Genomic DNA, 21,995 nt, shown 5'->3' on the forward strand with positions numbered 1-21,995 from the left:
TTTTGCTGTATTCAAATTGAAGAAAGTTTAAAGTAGGCTGTCTCTCTAAAAAGACAGCCTATATGCTTAAAACTCAAGAGCATGTCGAAGATCATTTATATAGGATTGACTCACTGGTAACTCACTTCCATCAATTAATGTAACAATAAAATTTGACGTTAAATCACGGGCCATTTTTTTGATGAAATGTATATTTACTATGTAAGATCTATGGATACGAATAAAACATGACGGTAATCTTAATTGAAGTTCTTTAAGCGTAATGCTCGTTTTAAACTGCTCACCATCTACATAAAACCATGTCTTTTTCTGTAGGCTTTCTATATGAGAAATTTTATTGATTGCCACAGGACTCCATTCCTCCTCTTGCTTTCCAGTTAAAAATTGAAACGGTTCTGCTTTTTTTGTTGTAAAAGATGACGGTAAGACAATGACTAGTGCAGCAGGCTTATTTTGAATGTATATGGGGTAACCAATGCCGTAATATGGCGTTTCGAATAGGGAATTATCTAATACGGCATCTGTTTTTTTGTGAGTCTGTAACACTTGGTAAGCAATACTCCCAGGTAATACTTGTTGACCTACCTCTAATTGAATACTTGTATGGCCAGAGTGAAAATAAATATAAGAATTTTCAACAGCAATTGCAATGGATGAATCAGCAGGAATCCAGTCTTTCAACATAAAAATATATTGTTGTGAAATATCTTTTACGAAAGAATTTAACTCATTGTTCATTGTGAATATCCCCCTTGTTTGTAAACAGTCTTCCAAATTTCATCGTCAAAAAAGGTAGTTTTATCCTTAAAATTTGATCTTTTATCGAAAAATAATGAAAATTCAAATAGTCTGTTATATATTAATTTACAACAAATAAACCTGTTATGGAACAGATAATTAAAAGTTTTTTAACAGAGTATATTGTACACAAAGGGGAAGGTGGAATTTCAATATGTCAACTCGTCAAGAAAGAATCGAAGCTTTAGAAAAACAATGGGCTGAAAACCCACGCTGGGCTGGTATTGAACGCACATATTCAGCTGAAGAGGTTGTTAAATTACAGGGTACTGTAGTAATTGAACAAACATTAGCACAAAAAGGTGCTACTCGACTTTGGAATTCATTACATGAGGAACCGTTTATTAATGCATTGGGGGCATTAACGGGGAATCAGGCAGTACAACAAGTAAAAGCTGGATTAAAGGCTATCTATCTATCAGGCTGGCAAGTAGCTGCAGATGCAAACCTGTCTGGACAAATGTATCCTGACCAATCATTATATCCTGCTAACTCTGTACCAGCAGTAGTAAAACGAATTAATCAAGCACTTCAACGTGCAGATCAAATTGATCATGCTGAAGGACGTGTCGATCAATTTGATTGGTTCGCACCAATCGTAGCAGATGCAGAAGCAGGTTTTGGTGGACCTCTGAACGTATTTGAGCTTGTAAAGGGTATGATTGAAGCTGGAGCAGCTGGTGTTCACTTAGAAGATCAATTAGCTTCCGAAAAGAAATGTGGACATCTTGGAGGTAAAGTATTACTTCCAACGCAAAATGCTGTTCGTAACTTAGTTGCTGCGCGTTTAGCAACAGATGTTATGGGTGTAGATACAATTCTAATCGCGCGTACCGATGCTGATGCTGCTGATATGGTTACTTCAGATATTGATCCACGTGATGCAGAGTTCATCACTGGTGAACGTACACCTGAAGGCTTCTTCCGTACAAAACCAGGTATCAAACAAGCAATTGCTCGTGGTTTAGCTTACGCACCATATGCAGATTTAATTTGGTGTGAAACTTCTAAACCATCACTTGAGGAAGCACGTGAATTTGCTGAAGCTATTCATGCAGAATTCCCAGGTAAAATGCTTGCATACAACTGCTCACCTTCATTCAACTGGAAAGCAAATCTTTCAGAAGAAGAAATTGCAGAGTATCAACGTGAACTTGGTAAGTTAGGTTATAAATTCCAATTTGTTACTTTAGCAGGTTTCCATGCACTTAACCACTCTATGTTTGAGCTTGCTCATGACTATAAAGATAATGGTATGGCTGCATATTCTAAGCTACAGCAAGCAGAGTTTGCTTCTGAGTCTAAAGGTTATACAGCTACACGTCACCAACGCGAAGTAGGTACTGGATACTTTGATGAAATCTCTCAAGTTATTTCAGGTGGTACTTCTTCTACAACAGCGATGGCAGGTTCTACTGAAACAGAACAGTTTGTATAAGTCGCCGTTTAAATACGTGTTTTCCTAAATTCATAATCATAGAATAGTCTCCTCCGCTCCTCCTAAAGCGGAGGATGACGAAACTAAAATGGCAAAGGTGGGTAAACAACTAATGGAACAAGCAACGACAGGTAAGCTTAAAATTGTTGGAGAACAAAACGAGCAAACTAATGAAATTTTAACACCTGAAGCTCTTGAGTTTGTTCTTGCCCTGCACGAAAAATTTGATGCTCGCCGTAAGGAGCTGTTGGAGGCTCGACAAGAACGCCAAAAACGCCTTGATGCGGGAGAGAAACTGGACTTCCTACCAGAGACAAAGCATATTCGTGAAGGTGATTGGGTAATTGCACCACTTCCAAATGACTTGCAAGATCGCCGTGTTGAAATTACAGGGCCAGTTGATCGGAAGATGGTTATTAATGCGTTAAATTCTGGAGCAAAAATGTTTATGGCATGCTTTGAGGATGCATCTTCTCCGACATGGGAAAATATGATTGGTGGTCAAATTAATATGCGTGATGCTATTAATAAGACGATTGAATTTACACAAGCATCCAATGGTAAAACATATAAATTAAATGATGAAACAGCAGTGCTGTTAGTTCGTCCACGAGGTCTACACTTGCTTGAGAAGCATGTACTAGTCGATGGAGAGCCGATTTCAGGCAGTTTCTTTGACTTCGGTTTATATTTATTCCACAATGCCAAAAACGCGCTGGCACAAGGTACAGGACCATATTTCTATCTACCTAAGCTTGAAAGCCATTTAGAGGCGCGACTATGGAATGATGTCTTTGTGTTTGCCCAAGATTATATTGGTATTCCACAGGGGACAATAAAAGCTACTGTATTAATCGAAACGATTTTAGCCGCGTTTGAGATGGATGAAATTTTATTTGAGTTACGTGAACATTCAGCTGGTTTGAATTGTGGTCGCTGGGATTATATTTTCAGCTACATTAAACGTCTACGCAATCAAGCTGAAGTTATTTTGCCAGACCGTGGGCAAGTAACGATGACGGTACCTTTCATGAAAGCCTATACATCTTTATGTATTCAAACATGTCACAAGCGGAATGCACCAGCAATGGGCGGAATGGCAGCACAAATTCCTGTTAAAAATGATGATGAGGCGAATGCGGTAGCATTTGCAAAGGTTGCAGAAGATAAACGTCGTGAGGCAACAGATGGACATGACGGTACTTGGGTAGCACATCCTGGTATGGTTGCAACAGCGATGGAGCAATTTGATGCTATTATGACAACGCCTAACCAAATTCATAAAAAACGTGAAGATGTACACGTATCTGCCGAAGATTTAGTAGCGGTACCAGAAGGAACAATTACAATTGAAGGTCTTCGTATTAACTGTAGTGTTGGTGTACAATATATTGCTTCATGGCTTCGAGGTAACGGAGCTGCACCAATCAATAACTTGATGGAGGATGCTGCAACAGCAGAGATCTCTCGTACACAAGTATGGCAATGGATCCGTCATCCGAAAGGTATCTTAGATGATGGACGTGGTATTACATTAGCGTTTGTTTTAGAAATATTGGAAGAAGAACTTGTGAAAATTAAAGAGGCTGTTGGGGAACAAGCCTATAACAGTGGTCGCTATGAGGAAGCTGCTGAACTGTTTAAATCCTTAATTGAACAAGATGAATTTGCGGAATTCTTGACACTTCCAGGGTATGAAAAATTAGCGTAAGATACAAGTCTACTATCCAACATATCAAACTTTCCTAATAACTATGGATTGCACTCGGGTACAATCCAGCCTATTCCACTAACATAACGTGACGGGGTCTGTTCCCCCGTTTAAAGAGATGAGCACGATTGAATTAAAAGGGGTCTATTAATAAAAGTTAAGAGATTTTAAGGGGTGAAAGATGTCTTGCTAGCTTAGATGGGGAGCAGTAAGGCATCTTTTTATAGTACATCCGCGTAACGGTTATTTAAGTTACGCGGATTTTTCTATTCTAGTTTACTATGGCTAGCACAAAACCGTCATACCCTTTCACACCAACTGTTTGTATGGCTGTTGCTTCGGTTCTAGGGCATTCTTTTAGTAAATCCATAAATTTCTGTACGCCTCTAACACGTTCATCCTCACTGTTTTCATCAGTTACCGCACCATTGCGCACTACATTATCTGCGATGATGATAGCGCCAGGGTGAGCTAATTTTAACGCCCACTGCAAGTAAGCAGGGTTACAGGGTTTATCGGCATCAATAAAGATAAAATCGAATAATAGTTCAGCTTTTTTTAAGTTTGGTAATGTATCTAGGGCATTTCCTACAATGACCTCAACCTGTTGTTCATAGCCTGCATTCTCTATATTTTGCTTAGCGACTGAAGCATACTCTTCATTAATTTCTAAAGTCACTATTTTACCTTCTGGAGGAAGAGCTTGGGCTAAGCAAATACTGCTATAGCCACCAAGTGTGCCAATTTCTAAAATATTTGCTGCGCCTTTCATTTTAGCGAGTAAATATAATAGTTTGCCTTGAGTAGGGGATACGTCAATCTCTGGAATACCTGCAGCTTTATTAGCCTGTAGTACAGCATTAAGATGTTCGTTTTCTGGTAGGAGCTTATTCATAAAATAATCATCTACATGTTGCCAAACATTTAACTCTGTCATTATACAGTCCTCATTTCACTATGTTTTAAAGTGCAAGCTTGCCAATAAAGTGTATGATAGAATGAATCATAATAAAAATATATTATTATTATTTATACATAACTATAGATTATGAATTGAGGTTATATCATGAATAGTCATGGCTTAAAATTATTTTATCAAGTTGCTGTTACAGGCAGTTTTACAAAAGCTGCAGATATTCTATGTATAAGCCAGCCTGCCGTTTCAAGTCAAATCAAACGTTTTGAACATGAAATTGGCGTCCAGCTATTTCAGCAACAGGGACGTGGTGTAGTACTTACTGAATTCGGTGTGGCACTAGCAGAAAAAGCGCAAAATCTGATCGCACTTGAACAACACATTGAAACATTTATAGAAGATTACCGACTTGCAAGAGCAGGGAATTTACACATTGTGGCTACCTATTTACCTGCCAATTTTTTAATTCCTAAATGGGCAGCTACTTTCAAGGCTGCAAATGAACAGGCGAATTTAATGATTACAACGACCAATACAAAGGATGCCTTTGAACAGTTAATAAACTATAAAGCGGATATGGCCATTTATGGTGGAGGAATGTCTGAAAGACCTAAAGAAATAGAGTGGGAGGAATTATATGAGGATGAATTATGGTTTGTAGTGTCACCAAATAATCGTTATGCACATCAATCTATTACATTAGTTGAAATGTTTCAGGAGCCTTTTATTATGAGAGAAGTAGGGAGTTCGATGAGAGAGCATCTTTTCTCATTATGTCAAACATACCAAGTGAAACCACCAAAAATCGCCCTGCAATTTAATGGCATCAATGAAACAATTCGCTCTGTTATGGCAGGCTATGGTGCAAATTTTATTTCTTCTCTTGCAGTTAGAGAGTACGTAGAGAGTGGGCATTTGGCAAGGGTTTATGTGAAGGATATACATGCTGTCAAACATAAAATTGCGATTTGCACAAGGAATAATGAGAAGCAGAATTTACTTGTACAAAAATTTATTGAAACAATTAAAAATTCCCCCATTTAAAGATTTGTATCTCATGCAAGATGGAAGGAAATTTGTTATATTAGTTATATAACAAATATGGAGCTGATAAACATGTTTATTCAAATAGAACTTCAATCAGATGTACCTATTTATGAGCAGGTGACACGTCAAATTATCGAAGGAATTGCAAGAGGAGAAATGAAACCAGGCGATACTTTACCATCTGTGCGGAGTTTAGCTGCTGATTTAGGTGTCAATATGCATACGGTTAATAAGAGCTATCATGAATTAGAGGCGAAAGGGATTATTACCATTCGACCAAAATCTGGAGCTATTATAAGTTCAACAGAGGAGAGAGCTTTAACACCTGAGCAATTACGACAAATCGAAAAGAATTTGAAACCTGTTGTGGCAGAAGGAATGGTGCTCGGCGCAACAGCTGAACAAATTGAGCACATGATGAAAAAAGTATTCGCTGATTTGCAAATTCCAGCAGAGGGAGTGTAGCAAAATGCTACTTGGTGTTTTTACTACCATTTACATCATGACATTAGCTTTGCAAATAGTGGTTCCTTATATTGTACGAGAGACAATAGTTTTTGGAGTCACTGTGCCTGATCAAAAGATTAAGCATCCCATCTTGGCTCAGTTGAAAAAACAGTATGTTCAATTCGTAGGGGGTACAGGAATAGTATTTCTAATCATCATGATTATTAGTTACAATCAATTAGCTCCTTCTGAATCCATTCAAAGTATTGTTTTATTAAGTTGTTTGTTTAGTATGCTGACAGTGAGTATGGCGGTGTATTGGATAAATCATCAGAAGGTATCAACGTTGAAAAAACAAGAGCAGTGGGGTGTAAATATTAAACAAGTACGGGCAGTGGATTTAACTGCACGAAGCCGTGATGAAATGCTTCCTTGGTCTTTTTTTGCTGTACCGTTAGGAATATCAGTGTTTTTGATCGTTTACACAATACTTCATTACGATCAAATGCCAAATGATATAGCGGTACATTGGGGGCCGAGTGGAGAAGCGGATGCCTGGAGAAACAAGACTTATTTTACGGCTATTTCACTGCCGTTGGTAATGCTAATGATGCAATGTATGATGTGGGGAATTACCGACTCCATTAAACGTTCTGCAATTAAATTAGCTGTAAATCGTAAAGAGGAATCGCTGGAGGATCAGCTAAAAACGCGAAAATACATGAGTTGGCAAATATTACTGATAAGTTATGCATTAACGGCTTTATTAACAATTTTACAATTAAGCAACATCTATCCTTCTATGACGGTAGGCTATAAGCTATTACCAGTATTTATTTTATTATTAGTTGTTTTGCTTGGTTCATTACTTATATATGTTGTGAAAAAGCATAAACACAAAGTACGCTATGAAGCAAATATAGATTCACAGGTAATGGACGTGGATGAGGATCGTTATTGGAAGGGTGGTTTAATTTATATGAATCGACAAGACCCTTCCGTTTTTGTGGAGAAACGCTTTGGGGTAGGATGGACCATGAACCTTGCCAATCCTAGAGGTTATATTGTCATTGGTTTACCTTTTCTCTTATTGCTGTTGATTTCTATATTTTCGTTATAAAATAATAGTAATTTGTGAGGAAAAAATTCGTTCCGTGTGATCGGATTTTTTCTTATTAACTGGAGGTGGGCAGATGAAGATCCTTGTTGTGGATGACGATGTTCATATTTTACAGCTAGTAAATATTTATCTGACAAGGGAAGGTTATCAAGTGTTACTTGCAGAAAATGCACAGCAGGCACTAGCCTTACTTGAAGGGAATCTGCCTGATTTAGCTGTTGTCGATGTCATGATGCCAGGAATGGATGGCTTTACATTAACAGAGTCTTTAACACAGGATTATGACATTCCTGTTTTATTATTAACAGCAAAAGGCGAGCTAGAGGATAAAGAGCGTGGCTTTTTAGCAGGATCTGACGATTATGTTGTTAAGCCCTTCGAACCAAAGGAATTATTATTTCGTATAGCAGCCATTTTGAGGAGATTAGATAAGAAAAATCAAGTAACCATGCAAGTAGGACAATTAATAATTGACCGTCGAAGCTTTGAGGTTGTAATAGGGGAAGATACGCTTGTATTACCTTTAAAGGAATTTGAATTACTGGCTTTGTTAGCGTCACGCCCCCATCAAGTGTTTACGCGTAGCTATATTATGGAGCAAGTATGGGGCTATGACTATGACGGAGATGAGCAAACGTTAAATACACATGTGAAGCGGATTCGCGAAAGATTAAATCGATATGACACGGCTGTTGAAATTACAACAGTACGAGGTGTTGGCTATAAGCTAGAGGAAACAACATGAAAACGTTATATAGTAAATTTGTTATAACAACAATGCTAGTAATGATCGGTAGCTTATGTATTGGCTTTTTGGCAACGAATACCTATTATCATCAAGTCGTAAAAGAAAAAAATGATACGAAAAACGTAAACATAGCACAGGATATTGTGCATTATATTGAGACAGACAAACCAGAAGATTTAAATAGCTATCTGACAACATTGGGCGAAATCGGCTATCAAATTTATGTGACAACAGGTGAAGAGGGGCATTTTTTTGGCGGACAATATCGTGATCAAACATTGTCAGCATCTGTAGTTGAGCATGTTTTAAATGGAGAAACCTATCATGGTATGCGGGATTTCCCTAAAGAAACCTTTGTAACAGGCTTCTTTGCTAACGAATTGATTAATACAATTGGTGTGCCATTTACCTATGAAAACAAGCCCTATGCATTATTCATAAGACCTGATATTCGTTTATTGTTTTCTGAGGTGCATACGATACTTGCTGGATTAATGTTGGTTATGACAGTACTGAGCTTACTTGCCATGCTACTATTTGCTAAAGCATTAATTCGACCCATTACAAAGCTCACGGCAGCAACTCAACAGCTTGCACATGAAAAATTTGATACGGTTTTAGACATTGATCGTGCAGATGAAATTGGTCAATTAGCGGCAAGCTTTAATAGGATGACCGAGAGATTACAGGAAAATGATCGTACACGGAAGGAATTTATTAGTAATGTATCACATGATTTTCAGTCGCCTTTATTAAATATTCAAGGGTATGTCGATTTACTTAAAAATCCTTCCCTTACGGAGCAGGAAAGAAAGGAATACGCAGCAATAATTGAACTAGAAACAAAACGCCTATCTACATTAACCAAGCAATTATTATTATTAACTTCCCTTGATCAATCGACAAGAATCGCAAAACGTGAGCCGTACCGGTTAGATGAACAACTAAAGGAAACAGTGCGAAAATATCGTTGGCAAATGGAAGAGTCACAGCTTCAAATATCATACAAGCTAGAGCAAATTATTTATGATGGCGATGCAGGGCTTTTACAAAATGTGTGGGATAATTTACTGACAAATGCCATTAAATATAATGTAGAGGGTGGGCAAATACATCTGTATTTACAGAAAAAATCCACCTCACTTGAAATCCTAGTTCAGGACAGCGGGATAGGAATGACTGAGGATCAATTAGCAAAAGTATATGACCGTTTTTATCGCGCCGATGCTTCTAGAACCAAGCAAGGGACGGGACTAGGCTTAGCGATTGTCAAACAAATTATTGAGCTACATGGAGGGACTATACAGATGGAAAGTACGATGCATGCGGGTACAAAGGTTTATATCCATCTACCAATTTTGTCATAAGGAGTTCATGTAAAGTTCATATTCACACGATAAACTGCTACTTAGTTGAAACACACATAGGGGGAGTTATCGTATGGAACAAAAGTGGAGCATACGCCTTATTCGATTAGCGGCCATCTTTGCTTTAATCGGCACATATTTAGGTTCACATATGTCGGGATCAGGCAGCTATGAAAATAGACCGATACATGCACATATTTTACTGGTCGGGTGGCTTAGTATGTTTGCCTGGGGTATTTTTTATAGAGCCTTCAAAGTGAAATCACAAAAATTAGTAACTATTCACGGTTGGACAGCCATTATCGGTGTTTTGGGTTTAACGTTAGGCATGTGGTTTTACAATATCAATCCATTTAATTTTGGTAGTACTTTTACATTAGTCTTCTTTATTGTAGGAGGAACTACGCTATTAATTAGCTTCGCTTTATTTATTGTTGTAACATTCATGATTCATCAACAAAAGGATAATATCATCCATTAATAAAACCTACCGTGTCATTCGTGATGCGGTAGGTTTTAAAATGTTTATTTAATATCTTCAAGTGACTTTTTCAGCCATCTTGTAGCCTCTTGATAGTCTTGTGCAACACCATGCCCTTTTTTGTAGAGCATACCAAGCTGGAATTGAGCTTTTTGATGCCCTTGATTAGCAGCTAGTCGATAAAGCTGGGCAGCCTTTGCAAAGTCCTTTGGTACGCCCTGTCCATGAATGTGCATTTGAGCTAATTGGTATTGTGCCTTCACATGTCCTTGTGATGCAGCCTGTTCAATCCATTTAGCTGCCTCTGTGTAATCCTGCTCTACACCTTTACCTTTATCAAATAAATTACCAAGTTGATACTGCGCACCTGCATGGCCTTGAATGGCAGCTAGGCGATAACACCTACGTGCCTCCTCAAGATTCAAGCTAACCCCTAATCCCTGTTCATATAGTAGGCCTAATTGATATTCAGCTTGAATATGTGATTGATCTGTTGCTGCTCGCCACCATTTCACGGCCTCCCTATAATTTATAGGAACGCCTGTGCCTGATGTCAGTAATAGGCCAAGCTCATACTGTGCATCTGCATAGCCTTTTTCAGCCGCAGCCATAAAATACGACATTGCTTTGGCTGGTTCTTGAAGCTGATATACATATAGACGTCCTAGCTCGAAGCCAGCGCTGATATGGCCATTGTCAGCGGCTAGCAGTAGCCACTTTTCTGCTGACACAAGATCCTGTTCTTTTTCATACAGTAGGCCAAGACAGTACTGAGCATTTAAATGTCCTTTATGTGCCGCTAGCTTGAACCATTTTAAAGCTTCTAGATGATCTTTCGTCATTCCTTGCCCAGTGTTGTAGAGCATTGCCAGTTGAAACTCTGCGTTCACATGGTCCTGTAAAGCAGCCATATGAAACCATTTTGCTGCTTCTTCTAGGTTTTGGGGAATACCACGCCCTTTAAGGTGCATATAGCCGAGATTATATTGAGCACTCGCATCTCCTGCTAAGGCAGCCATTTCGAAATAAGTGATGGCCTCTTCATAGTTTTGTTCTACACCTGTGCCATTGTGATAAAGGAAGCCTAGATTGTTTTGCGCGCTTGTATTACCTTGATTGGCTGCTAAGGTATACCACTTGGCTGCTTCGTGAAAGTTCTGAGACATGCCTAACCCTTGATTATAGAGTACCCCTAAATTGTATTGAGCGTCAGCATTCCCTAAATCAGCCGCTATTTGGTAATGACGCACAGCCTCCATATAATCCTGTGTAACACCTTGACCTAGATGAAAAAGTACCCCGAGGCTATAGTGAGCATTTGCGTCATTCTGTGCGGCAGCTCGTTCATACCACATTTTTGCAAGCCTATAGTCTCTTTCCACCCCTCGTCCATGATTGTAAAGAGCACCTAAATTATATTGAGCACTTGCATCTCCGTTATGTGCCGCTACTTCAAACCATTTGGCTGCATGTGTGTAAGCCTCTGGCGATTGATCATGTTGGAGTATGTTTTGATCAAATATTGAAGGAAGCTCTGCAGCGTGAGAGGGAAGGCGTGCTGATCTGAAACTACGATCATAGCGCTTCATAAACCATTCAACAATATCGCTAAGATAATCCAAAACAATTTTAGCTGCTTTGGCTTCCACAATGTCATTACTAGTATGGCTTGTCATTTTATGAATTAAATTCATCAATAAATAAATCCGACGAGGATGAATTTGCGCTACAAAACTTCGATTATTTAATAGCATTCGAACATTTTTGATTTTAGGTTCGGTATGCATTTCCAATCGATAAATCTCATATAAAATTTCCTCTAATACAAGAAGTGACTTTTGTAAAGATTCTGCTGGGGTTGAAATGGCGAGCAAACTAGCATCCTGTAAATTTTTAGCTAACTTTGTGAAGGACAGCTGCCTTAATTTTTGACATTGTTCTTCAAGATTTTCGTAATGCATGACGATAGTACTCACCTCTTTCATTAATTACCTCGGCGTTATTGCAGCTGAACCTTCGCCTTTGCACAGATAAACATTCCGTCCTACGAGCCTTTTTGCAAAGCGCCTCTTTATCTCTTTGTTCATATATCGGAGAAAAATCGATATTATTGATATGTTTTAATGGGATTCATCAGTTGAATTGTTGCTGTGACATGATACTATTTGATATAAGGGAGATTCGTAGCTACGGAGAACCTGTCAGCCTTTAGGTGGGGGATCGAAATGAAAAATATTGCAGCCATTATACCAGCATATAATCCACAACAATCACTCATTACCTATGTACATCAATTATTAGCAACGACCATTACACAAATCATCATTGTCAATGATGGGAGTGATCAAAAATATAAGGATATTTTTGAAAATCTAAATAAAATTGAACGCTGCCAAGTACTACAGCATGACTGCAATATTGGTAAGGGTGGCGCACTTAAGACCGCCTTTGCATATATACGACAACAACAAGCAAGGTGCCATGGTATCCTTACAGTTGGAGCACATGGGCAACATACTTTACAAGATGTAAAGCTTGTCTTAACGATGACAAAGGTGTTTTCAGAAGGGATAGTGCTAGGTGTACGTAACTTTCGTTCAGCTGATAGTACATTCCTTTCTTATTGGGGAAATCGTGCAACAAGCTTATTTTTTGAGTTATTGTATCACAAGAAATTAATGGATACACAAACAGGTTTGCGCTATATTTCGATAAATGAGTTGCCTTGGCTAATGAAGGTAAAAGGTGAACGCTATGATTATGATACAAATATGTTAATTGCTGCACTTAAAAGAAAGTGTCCAATTTTCGAGGTAGAAATTGGGCAATTACGTATAAAGAAGAATTCAATAATCCAGTACGATGAAATAACAAACGCTGGTACCATTATTACGAGAATGCTCATGAATTATTTAAAGCCAAGGAATAGTAATGGCTAGGTTTAAATTTAAAATAATGAGCTAGGATAAAGAATAACCATTACTCATGAGAGCGTAGCGAGTATAAGAGAAGGAGCAATGTTTATGGAATATTCAGATCAAGTAAAAAATCGTGTAAAACGGATGGAAGGACAGCTACGTGGCATTTTGAAAATGATGGAGGAGGAAAAGGACTGTAAGGCAGTCATTACACAATTATCAGCAGTACGCTCTGCTGTAGACCGTACAGTTGGGGTTATTGTCAGTACAAATCTATTGGAATGTGTACAAAATGCTGAAGGGGATGGCGAAAAAATGAATGAGGCCATTCAGGAAGCAGTTAATTTAGTTGTGAAAAGTAGATAGAAGTTATGAATTTGTAATAAGAATACAAAAGACAGTAACTTAGAATTTTATTAAATCAACAAACAAATATTAACAAGCACAATTGGACCCTTAAGTGAGTTCTTTGTGCTTTTTTTGTATATAATGTAAAGAAGACGGTTGGAGGTGAGGAGTTTGTGGAAGAAATTAGCTATAATTGCCATTATTATTATTTTTATTGATCCCATTTATACGGCTGGTAAGGCGGTTGTTCAGCAGGTGGTTGATTGGACAAATAATGATGAAATAGAAACTATGCTTCTTTCAACAAAGGAGAAAATCGTAGATGTTACTGCAAGACTTTCAGATAATGCCTCAATTGAAACAGCCCTACCGATAGAAGATGTACATGAAGCGGAGGTAGCCCCTACAGCTCCACCAATTCAGAAACCTGAAACAAAGTTAGTCGTGACAAATGCCAAGGAAATGGCTGATGCGATGTATGCGTATTATAATAGCTTTTCACCGAAGTTTGAAATTCAATATAAAGGGAATACACAGCGAATTGAACAAATTGTAGAAGAGGCCTATAACAATGCTATTAAACGAGATGACTATGTTTATGGCCATGTAAGTAAACATTCAATTCGATATGAATATGGACGAAATAAAGCAACTATTTTTGGAGAGCAGAGCTATTTAATGACGCCAGAGCAGGCTGCTTATGTAGAGATGAATGTTCAAGAAATCATCGCCAAAATTAGTAAAAAATCTATGACGAATGTAGAAAAGGTAAAGGCTGTCAATGACTTTATTGTTGCCAATACTTCTTATACGGATCAAACGAATTCTAGTCCACATAGTGCTTATACCGTTCTTGCCGAGCATGGGGGAGTATGTCAGGGCTATGCTTTACTTGCTCACTCTATGCTTCAAAAACTGGGTATAGAAACAAAATATATCGTGGGCTATGTAGGTCAAGAGGGACATGCGTGGAATCTTGTGAAGCTGGATGGACAGTGGTATCATCTCGATACGACATGGAATGATCCAGTACCAGATCGTAAGGGTGCAATACGTTACCAATACTTTTTAGTAGATGATCGTACAATGGCGAAGGATCACACGTGGATTGCTGAAGACTACCCGAAGGCAACAAGCACAATGTATAGTTATTACCATGATATTGACTTCCCAGCACAGGCTGGAGACCAATTGTTTTTTAGTAATATTTCAGATGACAATAAGTTATATGTACTTGATATGAAAACTGGTAAGACAAAGCGTGTCACAAATTCTCGTGCACAATATATCGTTTATTCGGATGGCTGGCTCTACTTTAGTAATTATTCCCGAGGGGCGTATTTAACAAAGATTCGTCCAGATGGCAGTGGAGAAGAGGTACTAAATAGGGAGGATACGAAGGATTTATTTATAAAGGATGGCTATCTCTATTTTACGACCAATGAATTGAAGAGAATGGCACTCTAAAACAAGAAAAAAGATGAAGTCAACGGCAGAAAAAGCAACTTGGCAAGGTGAGAGGTTGATTTCCGTTCCGCCAGCGTCCTTTCCAGGGGCGTCCGATGAGCCGCTTCACTCACTAACGTTCGCTCCAGGGTCTCCTCTGTGACGCTAAATCCCCTAGGAGTGACGCTGGCTCCACTCCAATCAACCATGCTGCAAAAGTGTCTTTGCTTTATCTTTCATACTAGCCGTAGTGATCAAAATAGCCCATGATTTGTATAATTAGATAGGCTCTTATTTTCATTGTGTAGTGACAACACCCCTTCATAAAGAGTAGTGAATAACTTCACTTTATTTGAAAACCTTTGCTAAAAAGGTAACACTTTTGTGGGTTGGAGTGGAAGGCTACGTGACTCCCGTGGGATAGCGAGACAGGCAAACTCTAAACGGAGCGGTAGCGGAGGAAGCGATTCGGCGCTCGCCCACAGGAAAGCAAGTAGCCTGCAACGGAATTTCATTTCTACCTTTCAATTGACTGTTTTGTTTTTCAACACTAAGAAAAGGGCAATGACTTATAAACAGTCATATGCCCTTTTTGTACGTTCAATCAGATAAGTAATAGGCTGGTGCTGACAAAATGTAATGTTCACTTGAGGATACATGGAGGTAATTTGCTCTGTGAAAATTTTTAAAATGAGCGGATTATGCTTCATGGCACCACCATTACAATAAAAAGAGAATGGTTCATTCTGATAGTTAATTTTTTTCAATACAGCCCTTGCTAGAAGGACTAGTTCGTGGGCAGCTTGTTGAGATATTTCGATGGCGCAAGGATCTTCTTGCTCGACTGCCTTTGCCACAAAGGAGCCCATCTTGGCCAGTTGTGCATTTGTATAGGAAGGGTGGAATAACCATTCAGCAAGCTCTGTAACATCCTGTATACCTAAAGACTGATAGACAGCTTCCTTTAAGATCGTTGGCCTACCACGACCATCCTCCATTTTAAATATAGCTCTTACGACTTCTTGCCCTAACCAATACCCACTTCCTTCATCGCCAGCCCGATGTCCCCAGCCCCCAGCACGTACAATTCGTTGTCCATTATAGGCATAGGCAATAGCTCCTGTTCCAGCAATGAGTAGTGCACCTGCCTGTCCAGCAGTCACACCTAGTAGTGTGGCCTCTGCATCATTTTCAATAATCAGTGTATCGATTTGTAGCTCTGTGGTCTGAAGAGCGTTTTGAACAATGGCCACTACTGCTGCATGATCCTTAGGAGAATCAATGCCAGCTAATGCAAAGGTAGCTACAGCAATTTGAGAATGAGGGTGCTTTAGCAAAAAAGTTTCAACATTTGCTAAAAGCTCTTGTAAGATTGCTGTAGCTGATTCAACACCAATGGCTTGATAATTAGAGCCCTTAGTGGATGTAGAATATTCAACGTTACCAGATTCAGCATGAACAACTGCACATGCTGTTTTTGTCGCCCCACCATCAATAATCAATAACCATTGTTTCATTGATTCCATTCCTCTAGAAAGGCTGTTAGTTCTTTTTCTGCTTCAATAATAGAGCTTTCCTTTAAGCGAATCCATTCATAAAAATCATGGGCATTCAATCTGGAGCGCTCAAGAGCATCCTTCATAGTAGCTGGAGCGGGACCACCCAGTAATGTTCGCACACCAACAAAAGATTCTGGTTTTAATGTCTTATAGAAATCCTCTTCCGAAATAGTTAATTCGTTGCCCGTAATCAATTTCGATTGTGTGTTTGCAAGACCCCATGTAAGGCTAGCCAATGATTCCTCTCCATGAGCAAGTAGAACTTTAATACATTTACTAACAATACTATGCGCTTGACGGAACGAAATCCCCTCTGAACGTACTAACGTATCAGCGAGCTCAGTGACATTCGCAAAGCTATTCTCCGCGCGATTTTTTAATTTCTTTTTATTAACATCCATTGTAACAACAAGCGAACCAAACAACTCGTAAATGCCAATTAATCGGTCAATGGCGCGCCATAAATAAGGCTGCATATCATCCTCCGTGTCTACGATATCTCCAAACGGTGTATTATGTACCATCTGTAATACAGTGCTTGCATCTCCTACAACCGCAGATAGTAATGAGCGTGTATGTTCTATAGAAACAGGATTACGTTTTTGAGGCATAATAGAGCTTATTTGCACATATGGACTTGCGAGTGTAAACGCATTAAACTCCTGAGTAGCCCATAATAAAAAGTCTTGAGAAGTACGACCTAGATTGAGTGCGGCAAGCTGTACAATACTTGCAGCTTCTGCTATATAATCTGCTCCTGCAACAGCATCCCATGCATTTTCGATAATATCATCGAAGGCAAGTAAATCACGCATACGTTCTCTACTAATATTAAAGCCTGTTGTTGTTAAGGCAGCGGCCCCCATACTACTGCGATTGACCGTTTTATAAACATGCTGCATTCGTTCAAAATCCCGCTCTAGCTGGTCGATGACAGCCTTTAAATAATGAGCGAAGGTTGTAGGCTGGGCCTGCTGTGTATGTGTGTAGCCAATCATAATGGTATCAATATGTTCCTCAGCAGCAGCGATTAAATCATCACGTAATGTTAGTAACTCGCGCATTAATAATAATAATTTTTTCCTTAATGTCATTCGATAGATGGCGATTCCCATATCATTTCGGCTTCTGCCAATGTGAAGATTTCCAGCAACATCACCAGCAAGCTCTATTAATTTATTTTCAATGCGGAAAAATAAATCCTCATATTGGGGACTGTAATCCTCTAAACGATAATAATTTAAGTCTATTTTTTTCAGAGCTATCCCAATTTGTTTTGCTTCATCTTTTTTTACAAGTCCTTGTTCTTCTAACATTTTTAAATGAGCAATATTGATTTGTAGCATGATTGTTAAAAAATTTTTCTTCGCCTCATCATAAGCTGGCTGTAAAACGATTTTTCGATAGATGTTAGAAGGGAATATCATCCCATCTTCCTGCTGTGTTTTGTTGCGAAAATCTTCAAACATTGTCATGGCCCCCTAATAGATTGGCAGTTAGATGGCTGTACCAGCACTGCCTTTTGATAGTTTTTCAGAAATAATAAGGACAACTAAAATTAAACAAATTTGTAAGACACCATAAGCACAGGCGGTCCCAAATTTAAATGCATATAATTTTTGGAATATCGCTACAGACAATGGAATAGTGGATGTACTGTAAATTAGAATGGATGCAACAAATTCACCAAAGCTTTGCACGAGGGCTAAGAGTGTCCCTGCTAAAATCCCGGTGAATGTTAAAGGCACGACAATACGTCTAAATGTATACCACCAGTTGGCCCCTAAGCCACGTGATGCCTCTTCAATCGATTGATCTAGCTGTACAAGAGAGGCGGATGTTGATCGAAAAACAAGTGGTAAATGTCGAATAAAGTAGGCTAATGGCAAAATCCAAAATGTACCGATCAATACTTGATTAAAACTAAAGATGCTTTCTGTACTAAAGGCAGCAATTAAATTAACAGCTACAACTGTTCCTGGCAAAGCCCAAGGTACCATTATCAAAATATCGAGCAAGGTTTTCCCTTTAAAATTTAAGCGCACCATAGCATAAGCGGCCGCGACACCAAAGATGATATTGCCCAGTGTTGCAATGACACCCATTTGAATGGAGTTCCAAATGGGTCGCCAGGTGCGCTCATCGGTAAAAAGGGCAATATAATGATCGATTGTATAGTCGGTCGGGAGAATTTGGGTTTTCCAAGCTCCATCCACAGAAAAGGATATCAATATCAGCACTAAAATAGGCAATATCAATATTAATGTGCCAACAAAAGAGGCAATTGTTGCTATAATTTTCACCTTTTTTGAGGATACCTCTGAACGGTGAACACTAATTCCCTTACTGAGATTTTGATAATTTCGGCGATTTTGATACCAACGCATGATGATTAAAAAAGTGATAGACACAAAGGATAATATCATCGACTGTGTTGCAGCCATCTCAAGATTCCCATTTGTACGTGATAAATAAATTTGCATTGTCATAGTGCGCTCCACACCAAACATTAAAGGTGCAGTATAAGAAGCCATAGAAATCATAAACACCAATAAGGATGAGGCAACAATAGAAGGTGTGAGCATTGGTAAAATAACCTTTGTCCATACGCGAATACGTCCTGCACCCAGACTAGTAGCAGCCTCTTCAAGAGCTGGATCAAGCCCCTTAATAGCAGCAGAGGCTGTTAAATAGAAGTACGTATACATTGTGAATGTATGGACGACGATGACTCCCCATATTCCCTTCAAGGCAAAAGGCACATGATCTAACCCAAATAGATGCTGCAAAATTCGTGGGAAAATCCCGCTATCCCCATATAAAAATGAAAAGGAAAGCACACCCACTAAAGGAGGAAGTGCCATTGGAACCAAAACTAAAACGGACAATATCCGTCTCCCAGGGAAATTATAGCGTTCTAGTAAAAAGGCCATCGTTACCCCAACAAGAGCACAGCAAATAACACTGACAAATGAAATATAAATACTGGTCCACAAACCCTCTAAATTTGCTGGACTAGCTATATCAAAAAATTTCTTATAGTGAAAGAATGCTTCATCCCCTGCAAAGCTTTGGATGAAAGTTTGATAGAAGGGGTAAATCACATAGGCGAACAACACTAAAAATAATGGCGATATTAAAACATAGACAAACCAATTGGCTTGAAATATTCGCGTCCACACACTTTCAGACTGTTTCCCCATATTGGCTTCCTCCTATTCCCCTAAAAAGTACAGTGAATCTTGTGCCATATGGATGGTAATATCTTCACCGATCTTTTTGATTTGGTCATAAGAATTAATAAGCATTACTTTAAGTGAGAACGCCGTAAAATCTACAATGTAATTAACGCTAATACCTGTAAATTCTACGAATGTAATTTTTCCTGTTAATGTGTTATCACCAGTACCAAGTTGAATCGATTCTGGACGAATAGAAATAAATACTTTGTCTCCAATCATATGCGTTAAAGAGGGAGAGCTTTGTTGTTTTCGCCCAGTTAAAATATGTCCATTTACTGTTCGTACTTGTACATCATCATTCTCAATAGTCTGGATAGAACCTTCAATTAAATTAGTTTCACCAATAAAATTAGCCACGAAACGATCTTCGGGCTGGTGATAAATTTCTTGAGGGGTCCCAATTTGCTTGATATAGCCATCTTCCATAACCATGATTCGATCCGACATGGACATGGCCTCCATTTGATCATGTGTAACGTAAATGGTTGTGACTCCCAGCTCAGATTGGATTCGTTTGATTTCAATACGTGTTTCCTCACGTAATTTTGCATCTAGATTGGATAGAGGTTCATCTAGCAATAAAATATCTGGCTCTATCACGAGTGCTCTAGCTAAAGCAACACGCTGCTGCTGCCCACCAGATAGCTCATTTATTTTTCTGTTGCCGTAAGCTGCAAGATGTACTTGTCCTCTAATTCGATCAACCTTGTGTTGAATCTCAGCCTTTGAAAATTTTCGAACTTGTAAACCAAATGCAATATTCTCATCAACCGTCATATGGGGAAAAAGGGCATAATTTTGAAATACCATGCCGATATTGCGTTTATTGGGCTGAAGTCGAGTGACATCTCGATCATCAAAAAGAATTTTGCCTTTAGTAGGGTAATAAAAGCCTGCGAGCATCCTTAAAGTGGTTGTTTTGCCGCAGCCGCTAGGGCCGAGAAAAGTAAAAAATTCACCTGCTTTTATTTCAAGATTTAAATCTTTCACACCAGATACTTGACCAAAATACTTCGAGACATTTTCGATTCTGACACTTTTCAATCATAAACTCCTCTCTAACAAAGAATCTAGATGATGCAGGAAGGTAAAAATTCGCTGCATAAGCCGAATTTTTACCCATTCTACTATTTACTGCGCCCTTTAATATTGTTATCCCAGTATTCCATCCATTCAGCTTCTTTGTCAGACATTAGCTGCCAATCAATATCGAATGTTTTTAAATCTAATTCCTGGTACCATTCTGGCATGGAGGCTTTGTCGATATCAGAACGTGTAGGAATTTGATAATAATCATTAGCTAATTGTGTTACCATCTCTTTTTCAAATAAAAACTCGACAAATAGTTTCGCATTTTCCAGGTTTTTCGCATTGTTTACAACTGCTACACCATCTACTAAAATAGGTGCTCCGCTTTTTGGATAAATATAATCAAAAGGATAATCTGTCGTATATTTTTTTAATAAAATATCTTGCAGATTCCATAAGGAGACACTGCCTTCTTGACGTGTTAGCTTTAAATACAAAGCATTAGGGTCTTGCGTGTACTCCTTTGTATTGGCATCTAATTGTAATAACCATTCATAGCCTTTATCAGGTGAATCGGCACCTTGTCGTACAATCATTGAGGAATAAATTGTGCGCATTGTACCTGACGCAAGTACACCTCTGATTAAAATTTGATCCTTCCATTTAGGATCTAATAAGTCATCCCAGTCCTGTGGACCAGTTTCTTTTGTTAGTAAATCACTATTAATCATAATGACTTCTGGTAACAACATTTCGCCGAACCATCGTCCATCCACATCTTTGTGCGTGGCATCAATAGCGTCAATAAAGCTCGGCTGCCAAGCATGTAGTAAGTCTTCATTTGCACCAACAATGAGAGCGGATTGTGTTCCACCCCACCAAAAATCTGCTTGAGGATTTGCCTTTTCACCACGTAGACGTTCTAAAATTTGTTGAGCACCCATCGTTAAAAATTCTACTTCAATGTCTGGATATTTTTCATTAAACTGATCGATCACATTTTGCACCATTTCTTCATCCCGTCCAGTGTAAATCACAAGCTTGCCTGAAGGTGACGTTGCTGCTACTTCTGTTTTGTCGCCATCAGAAGCTTTGTCGTTATTTGCTGCATCATTTGTAGAATCTTGCTGATCATTGCCGTTACAAGCAGCTAAAACGAAAAGCATTACCATAAGGAAAAAACCAAGAATACGTTTTTTTTTCATCAACTTCCCCTTTCTTAAAGTAAGTTACTTGCATAATGCAGTATAATACCGAAAGGGAACATTAATGTTAGAATTATTAAAAAATTACATTTGCATTCATCATAGCGAAGTGCATGCTAGTAAGCAACGGCATTTCAATAAAGTTCAAAAAAACTCCTTAAAAAGGAATCATTCC

At 38.6% G+C, this 21,995-nt stretch carries 19 protein-coding genes; 11 read left to right on the forward strand and 8 right to left on the reverse strand.

The window, feature by feature from the left end:
* Positions 1-66 precede the first annotated feature (66 nt).
* Entirely contained in the window at positions 67-738 is a 672-nt protein-coding gene (locus JTI58_RS09595; protein ID WP_205446385.1) for a LytTR family DNA-binding domain-containing protein, read from the reverse strand.
* Positions 739-952: 214 nt separating this feature from the next.
* Between JTI58_RS09595 and aceA the strand changes: the two genes are divergently transcribed.
* Both aceA and aceB read left to right on the forward strand, forming a co-directional pair.
* Positions 953-2,236 (forward strand): isocitrate lyase, encoded by a 1,284-nt coding sequence (gene aceA / locus JTI58_RS09600; protein WP_205446386.1) that lies wholly within the window; start codon positions 953-955, stop codon positions 2,234-2,236.
* Between the two features lie 112 nt (positions 2,237-2,348).
* Positions 2,349-3,947: a malate synthase A gene (aceB, locus tag JTI58_RS09605; RefSeq protein ID WP_205446387.1), complete on the forward strand. Its 1,599-nt coding sequence runs from the start codon at positions 2,349-2,351 to the stop codon at positions 3,945-3,947.
* Between the two features lie 271 nt (positions 3,948-4,218).
* On the opposite strand, the gene JTI58_RS09610 is transcribed toward aceB, so the two are convergent.
* Complete coding sequence (locus JTI58_RS09610) at positions 4,219-4,884, reverse strand: O-methyltransferase (protein ID WP_205446388.1); 666 nt, start codon at positions 4,882-4,884, stop codon at positions 4,219-4,221.
* 129 nt (positions 4,885-5,013) lie between these two features.
* Here JTI58_RS09610 and JTI58_RS09615 point away from each other — a divergent pair, with 129 nt between their 5' ends.
* From JTI58_RS09615 to JTI58_RS09640, 6 genes are all read left to right on the forward strand, one after another.
* Complete coding sequence (locus JTI58_RS09615; RefSeq protein ID WP_205446389.1) at positions 5,014-5,907, forward strand: LysR family transcriptional regulator; 894 nt, start codon at positions 5,014-5,016, stop codon at positions 5,905-5,907.
* 72 nt (positions 5,908-5,979) lie between these two features.
* Positions 5,980-6,375, forward strand: a complete 396-nt coding sequence (locus tag JTI58_RS09620; protein ID WP_205446390.1) for a GntR family transcriptional regulator — start codon at positions 5,980-5,982, stop codon at positions 6,373-6,375.
* Between the two features lie 4 nt (positions 6,376-6,379).
* Positions 6,380-7,477: a DUF1648 domain-containing protein gene (locus tag JTI58_RS09625; RefSeq protein WP_205446391.1), complete on the forward strand. Its 1,098-nt coding sequence runs from the start codon at positions 6,380-6,382 to the stop codon at positions 7,475-7,477.
* 73 nt (positions 7,478-7,550) lie between these two features.
* On the forward strand, positions 7,551-8,222 hold the full coding sequence (locus JTI58_RS09630; protein WP_205446392.1) for a response regulator transcription factor: 672 nt from the start codon (positions 7,551-7,553) through the stop codon (positions 8,220-8,222).
* The gene (locus tag JTI58_RS09635) at positions 8,219-9,592 is read left to right on the forward strand and encodes a HAMP domain-containing sensor histidine kinase (RefSeq protein WP_205446393.1); all 1,374 of its coding nucleotides are present in this window, start codon (positions 8,219-8,221) and stop codon (positions 9,590-9,592) included. Before JTI58_RS09630 ends, JTI58_RS09635 begins: the two co-directional genes overlap by 4 nt.
* A gap of 73 nt (positions 9,593-9,665) precedes the next feature.
* The gene (locus tag JTI58_RS09640; protein ID WP_205446394.1) at positions 9,666-10,073 is read left to right on the forward strand and encodes a hypothetical protein; all 408 of its coding nucleotides are present in this window, start codon (positions 9,666-9,668) and stop codon (positions 10,071-10,073) included.
* Positions 10,074-10,117: 44 nt separating this feature from the next.
* On the opposite strand, the gene JTI58_RS09645 is transcribed toward JTI58_RS09640, so the two are convergent.
* A complete protein-coding gene (locus JTI58_RS09645) occupies positions 10,118-12,034 on the reverse strand; it encodes an SEL1-like repeat protein (protein ID WP_205446395.1) in 1,917 nt (638 codons plus the stop codon).
* Positions 12,035-12,298: 264 nt separating this feature from the next.
* Here JTI58_RS09645 and JTI58_RS09650 point away from each other — a divergent pair, with 264 nt between their 5' ends.
* The 3 genes from JTI58_RS09650 (at position 12,299) to JTI58_RS09660 (ending at position 14,806) form a co-directional block, all read left to right on the forward strand.
* Positions 12,299-13,012 (forward strand): glycosyltransferase family 2 protein, encoded by a 714-nt coding sequence (locus JTI58_RS09650; RefSeq protein WP_205446396.1) that lies wholly within the window; start codon positions 12,299-12,301, stop codon positions 13,010-13,012.
* Positions 13,013-13,096: 84 nt separating this feature from the next.
* On the forward strand, positions 13,097-13,357 hold the full coding sequence (locus tag JTI58_RS09655; RefSeq protein ID WP_004233098.1) for a metal-sensitive transcriptional regulator: 261 nt from the start codon (positions 13,097-13,099) through the stop codon (positions 13,355-13,357).
* Between the two features lie 144 nt (positions 13,358-13,501).
* A complete protein-coding gene (locus tag JTI58_RS09660) occupies positions 13,502-14,806 on the forward strand; it encodes a transglutaminase domain-containing protein (protein ID WP_243456371.1) in 1,305 nt (434 codons plus the stop codon).
* Between the two features lie 548 nt (positions 14,807-15,354).
* On the opposite strand, the gene JTI58_RS09665 is transcribed toward JTI58_RS09660, so the two are convergent.
* From JTI58_RS09665 to JTI58_RS09685, 5 genes are all read right to left on the reverse strand, one after another.
* On the reverse strand, positions 15,355-16,302 hold the full coding sequence (locus tag JTI58_RS09665; protein ID WP_205446398.1) for an N-acetylglucosamine kinase: 948 nt from the start codon (positions 16,300-16,302) through the stop codon (positions 15,355-15,357).
* Positions 16,299-17,813 carry an argininosuccinate lyase gene (gene argH / locus JTI58_RS09670; protein WP_205446399.1) on the reverse strand — a complete coding sequence of 505 codons (1,515 nt, stop codon included), beginning with the start codon at positions 17,811-17,813 and terminating at the stop codon, positions 16,299-16,301. Before argH ends, JTI58_RS09665 begins: the two co-directional genes overlap by 4 nt.
* Before the next feature lie 27 nt (positions 17,814-17,840).
* Entirely contained in the window at positions 17,841-19,547 is a 1,707-nt protein-coding gene (locus JTI58_RS09675; RefSeq protein ID WP_205446400.1) for an ABC transporter permease, read from the reverse strand.
* Positions 19,548-19,559: 12 nt separating this feature from the next.
* Positions 19,560-20,630 carry an ABC transporter ATP-binding protein gene (locus tag JTI58_RS09680; RefSeq protein WP_205446401.1) on the reverse strand — a complete coding sequence of 357 codons (1,071 nt, stop codon included), beginning with the start codon at positions 20,628-20,630 and terminating at the stop codon, positions 19,560-19,562.
* 83 nt (positions 20,631-20,713) lie between these two features.
* Positions 20,714-21,820 (reverse strand): extracellular solute-binding protein, encoded by a 1,107-nt coding sequence (locus JTI58_RS09685; RefSeq protein ID WP_205446402.1) that lies wholly within the window; start codon positions 21,818-21,820, stop codon positions 20,714-20,716.
* Positions 21,821-21,995: the final 175 nt, after the last annotated feature.

The organism is Lysinibacillus fusiformis, from assembly GCF_016925635.1.
GTDB classification, from domain to species: Bacteria; Bacillota; Bacilli; order Bacillales_A; family Planococcaceae; genus Lysinibacillus; species Lysinibacillus fusiformis_F.

Excerpts from the sequence above, each read along its gene's own strand:
- JTI58_RS09595 (WP_205446385.1), bottom strand. The coding sequence starts at position 738 with ATGAACAATGAGTTAAATTCTTTCGTAAAAGATATTTCACAACAATAT.
- aceA (WP_205446386.1), top strand. The coding sequence starts at position 953 with ATGTCAACTCGTCAAGAAAGAATCGAAGCTTTAGAAAAACAATGGGCT.
- aceB (WP_205446387.1), top strand. The coding sequence starts at position 2,349 with ATGGAACAAGCAACGACAGGTAAGCTTAAAATTGTTGGAGAACAAAAC.
- JTI58_RS09610 (WP_205446388.1), bottom strand. The coding sequence starts at position 4,884 with ATGACAGAGTTAAATGTTTGGCAACATGTAGATGATTATTTTATGAAT.
- JTI58_RS09615 (WP_205446389.1), top strand. The coding sequence starts at position 5,014 with ATGAATAGTCATGGCTTAAAATTATTTTATCAAGTTGCTGTTACAGGC.
- JTI58_RS09620 (WP_205446390.1), top strand. The coding sequence starts at position 5,980 with ATGTTTATTCAAATAGAACTTCAATCAGATGTACCTATTTATGAGCAG.
- JTI58_RS09625 (WP_205446391.1), top strand. The coding sequence starts at position 6,380 with ATGCTACTTGGTGTTTTTACTACCATTTACATCATGACATTAGCTTTG.
- JTI58_RS09630 (WP_205446392.1), top strand. The coding sequence starts at position 7,551 with ATGAAGATCCTTGTTGTGGATGACGATGTTCATATTTTACAGCTAGTA.
- JTI58_RS09635 (WP_205446393.1), top strand. The coding sequence starts at position 8,219 with ATGAAAACGTTATATAGTAAATTTGTTATAACAACAATGCTAGTAATG.
- JTI58_RS09640 (WP_205446394.1), top strand. The coding sequence starts at position 9,666 with ATGGAACAAAAGTGGAGCATACGCCTTATTCGATTAGCGGCCATCTTT.
- JTI58_RS09645 (WP_205446395.1), bottom strand. The coding sequence starts at position 12,034 with ATGCATTACGAAAATCTTGAAGAACAATGTCAAAAATTAAGGCAGCTG.
- JTI58_RS09650 (WP_205446396.1), top strand. The coding sequence starts at position 12,299 with ATGAAAAATATTGCAGCCATTATACCAGCATATAATCCACAACAATCA.
- JTI58_RS09655 (WP_004233098.1), top strand. The coding sequence starts at position 13,097 with ATGGAATATTCAGATCAAGTAAAAAATCGTGTAAAACGGATGGAAGGA.
- JTI58_RS09665 (WP_205446398.1), bottom strand. The coding sequence starts at position 16,302 with ATGAAACAATGGTTATTGATTATTGATGGTGGGGCGACAAAAACAGCA.
- argH (WP_205446399.1), bottom strand. The coding sequence starts at position 17,813 with ATGTTTGAAGATTTTCGCAACAAAACACAGCAGGAAGATGGGATGATA.
- JTI58_RS09675 (WP_205446400.1), bottom strand. The coding sequence starts at position 19,547 with ATGGGGAAACAGTCTGAAAGTGTGTGGACGCGAATATTTCAAGCCAAT.
- JTI58_RS09685 (WP_205446402.1), bottom strand. The coding sequence starts at position 21,820 with ATGAAAAAAAAACGTATTCTTGGTTTTTTCCTTATGGTAATGCTTTTC.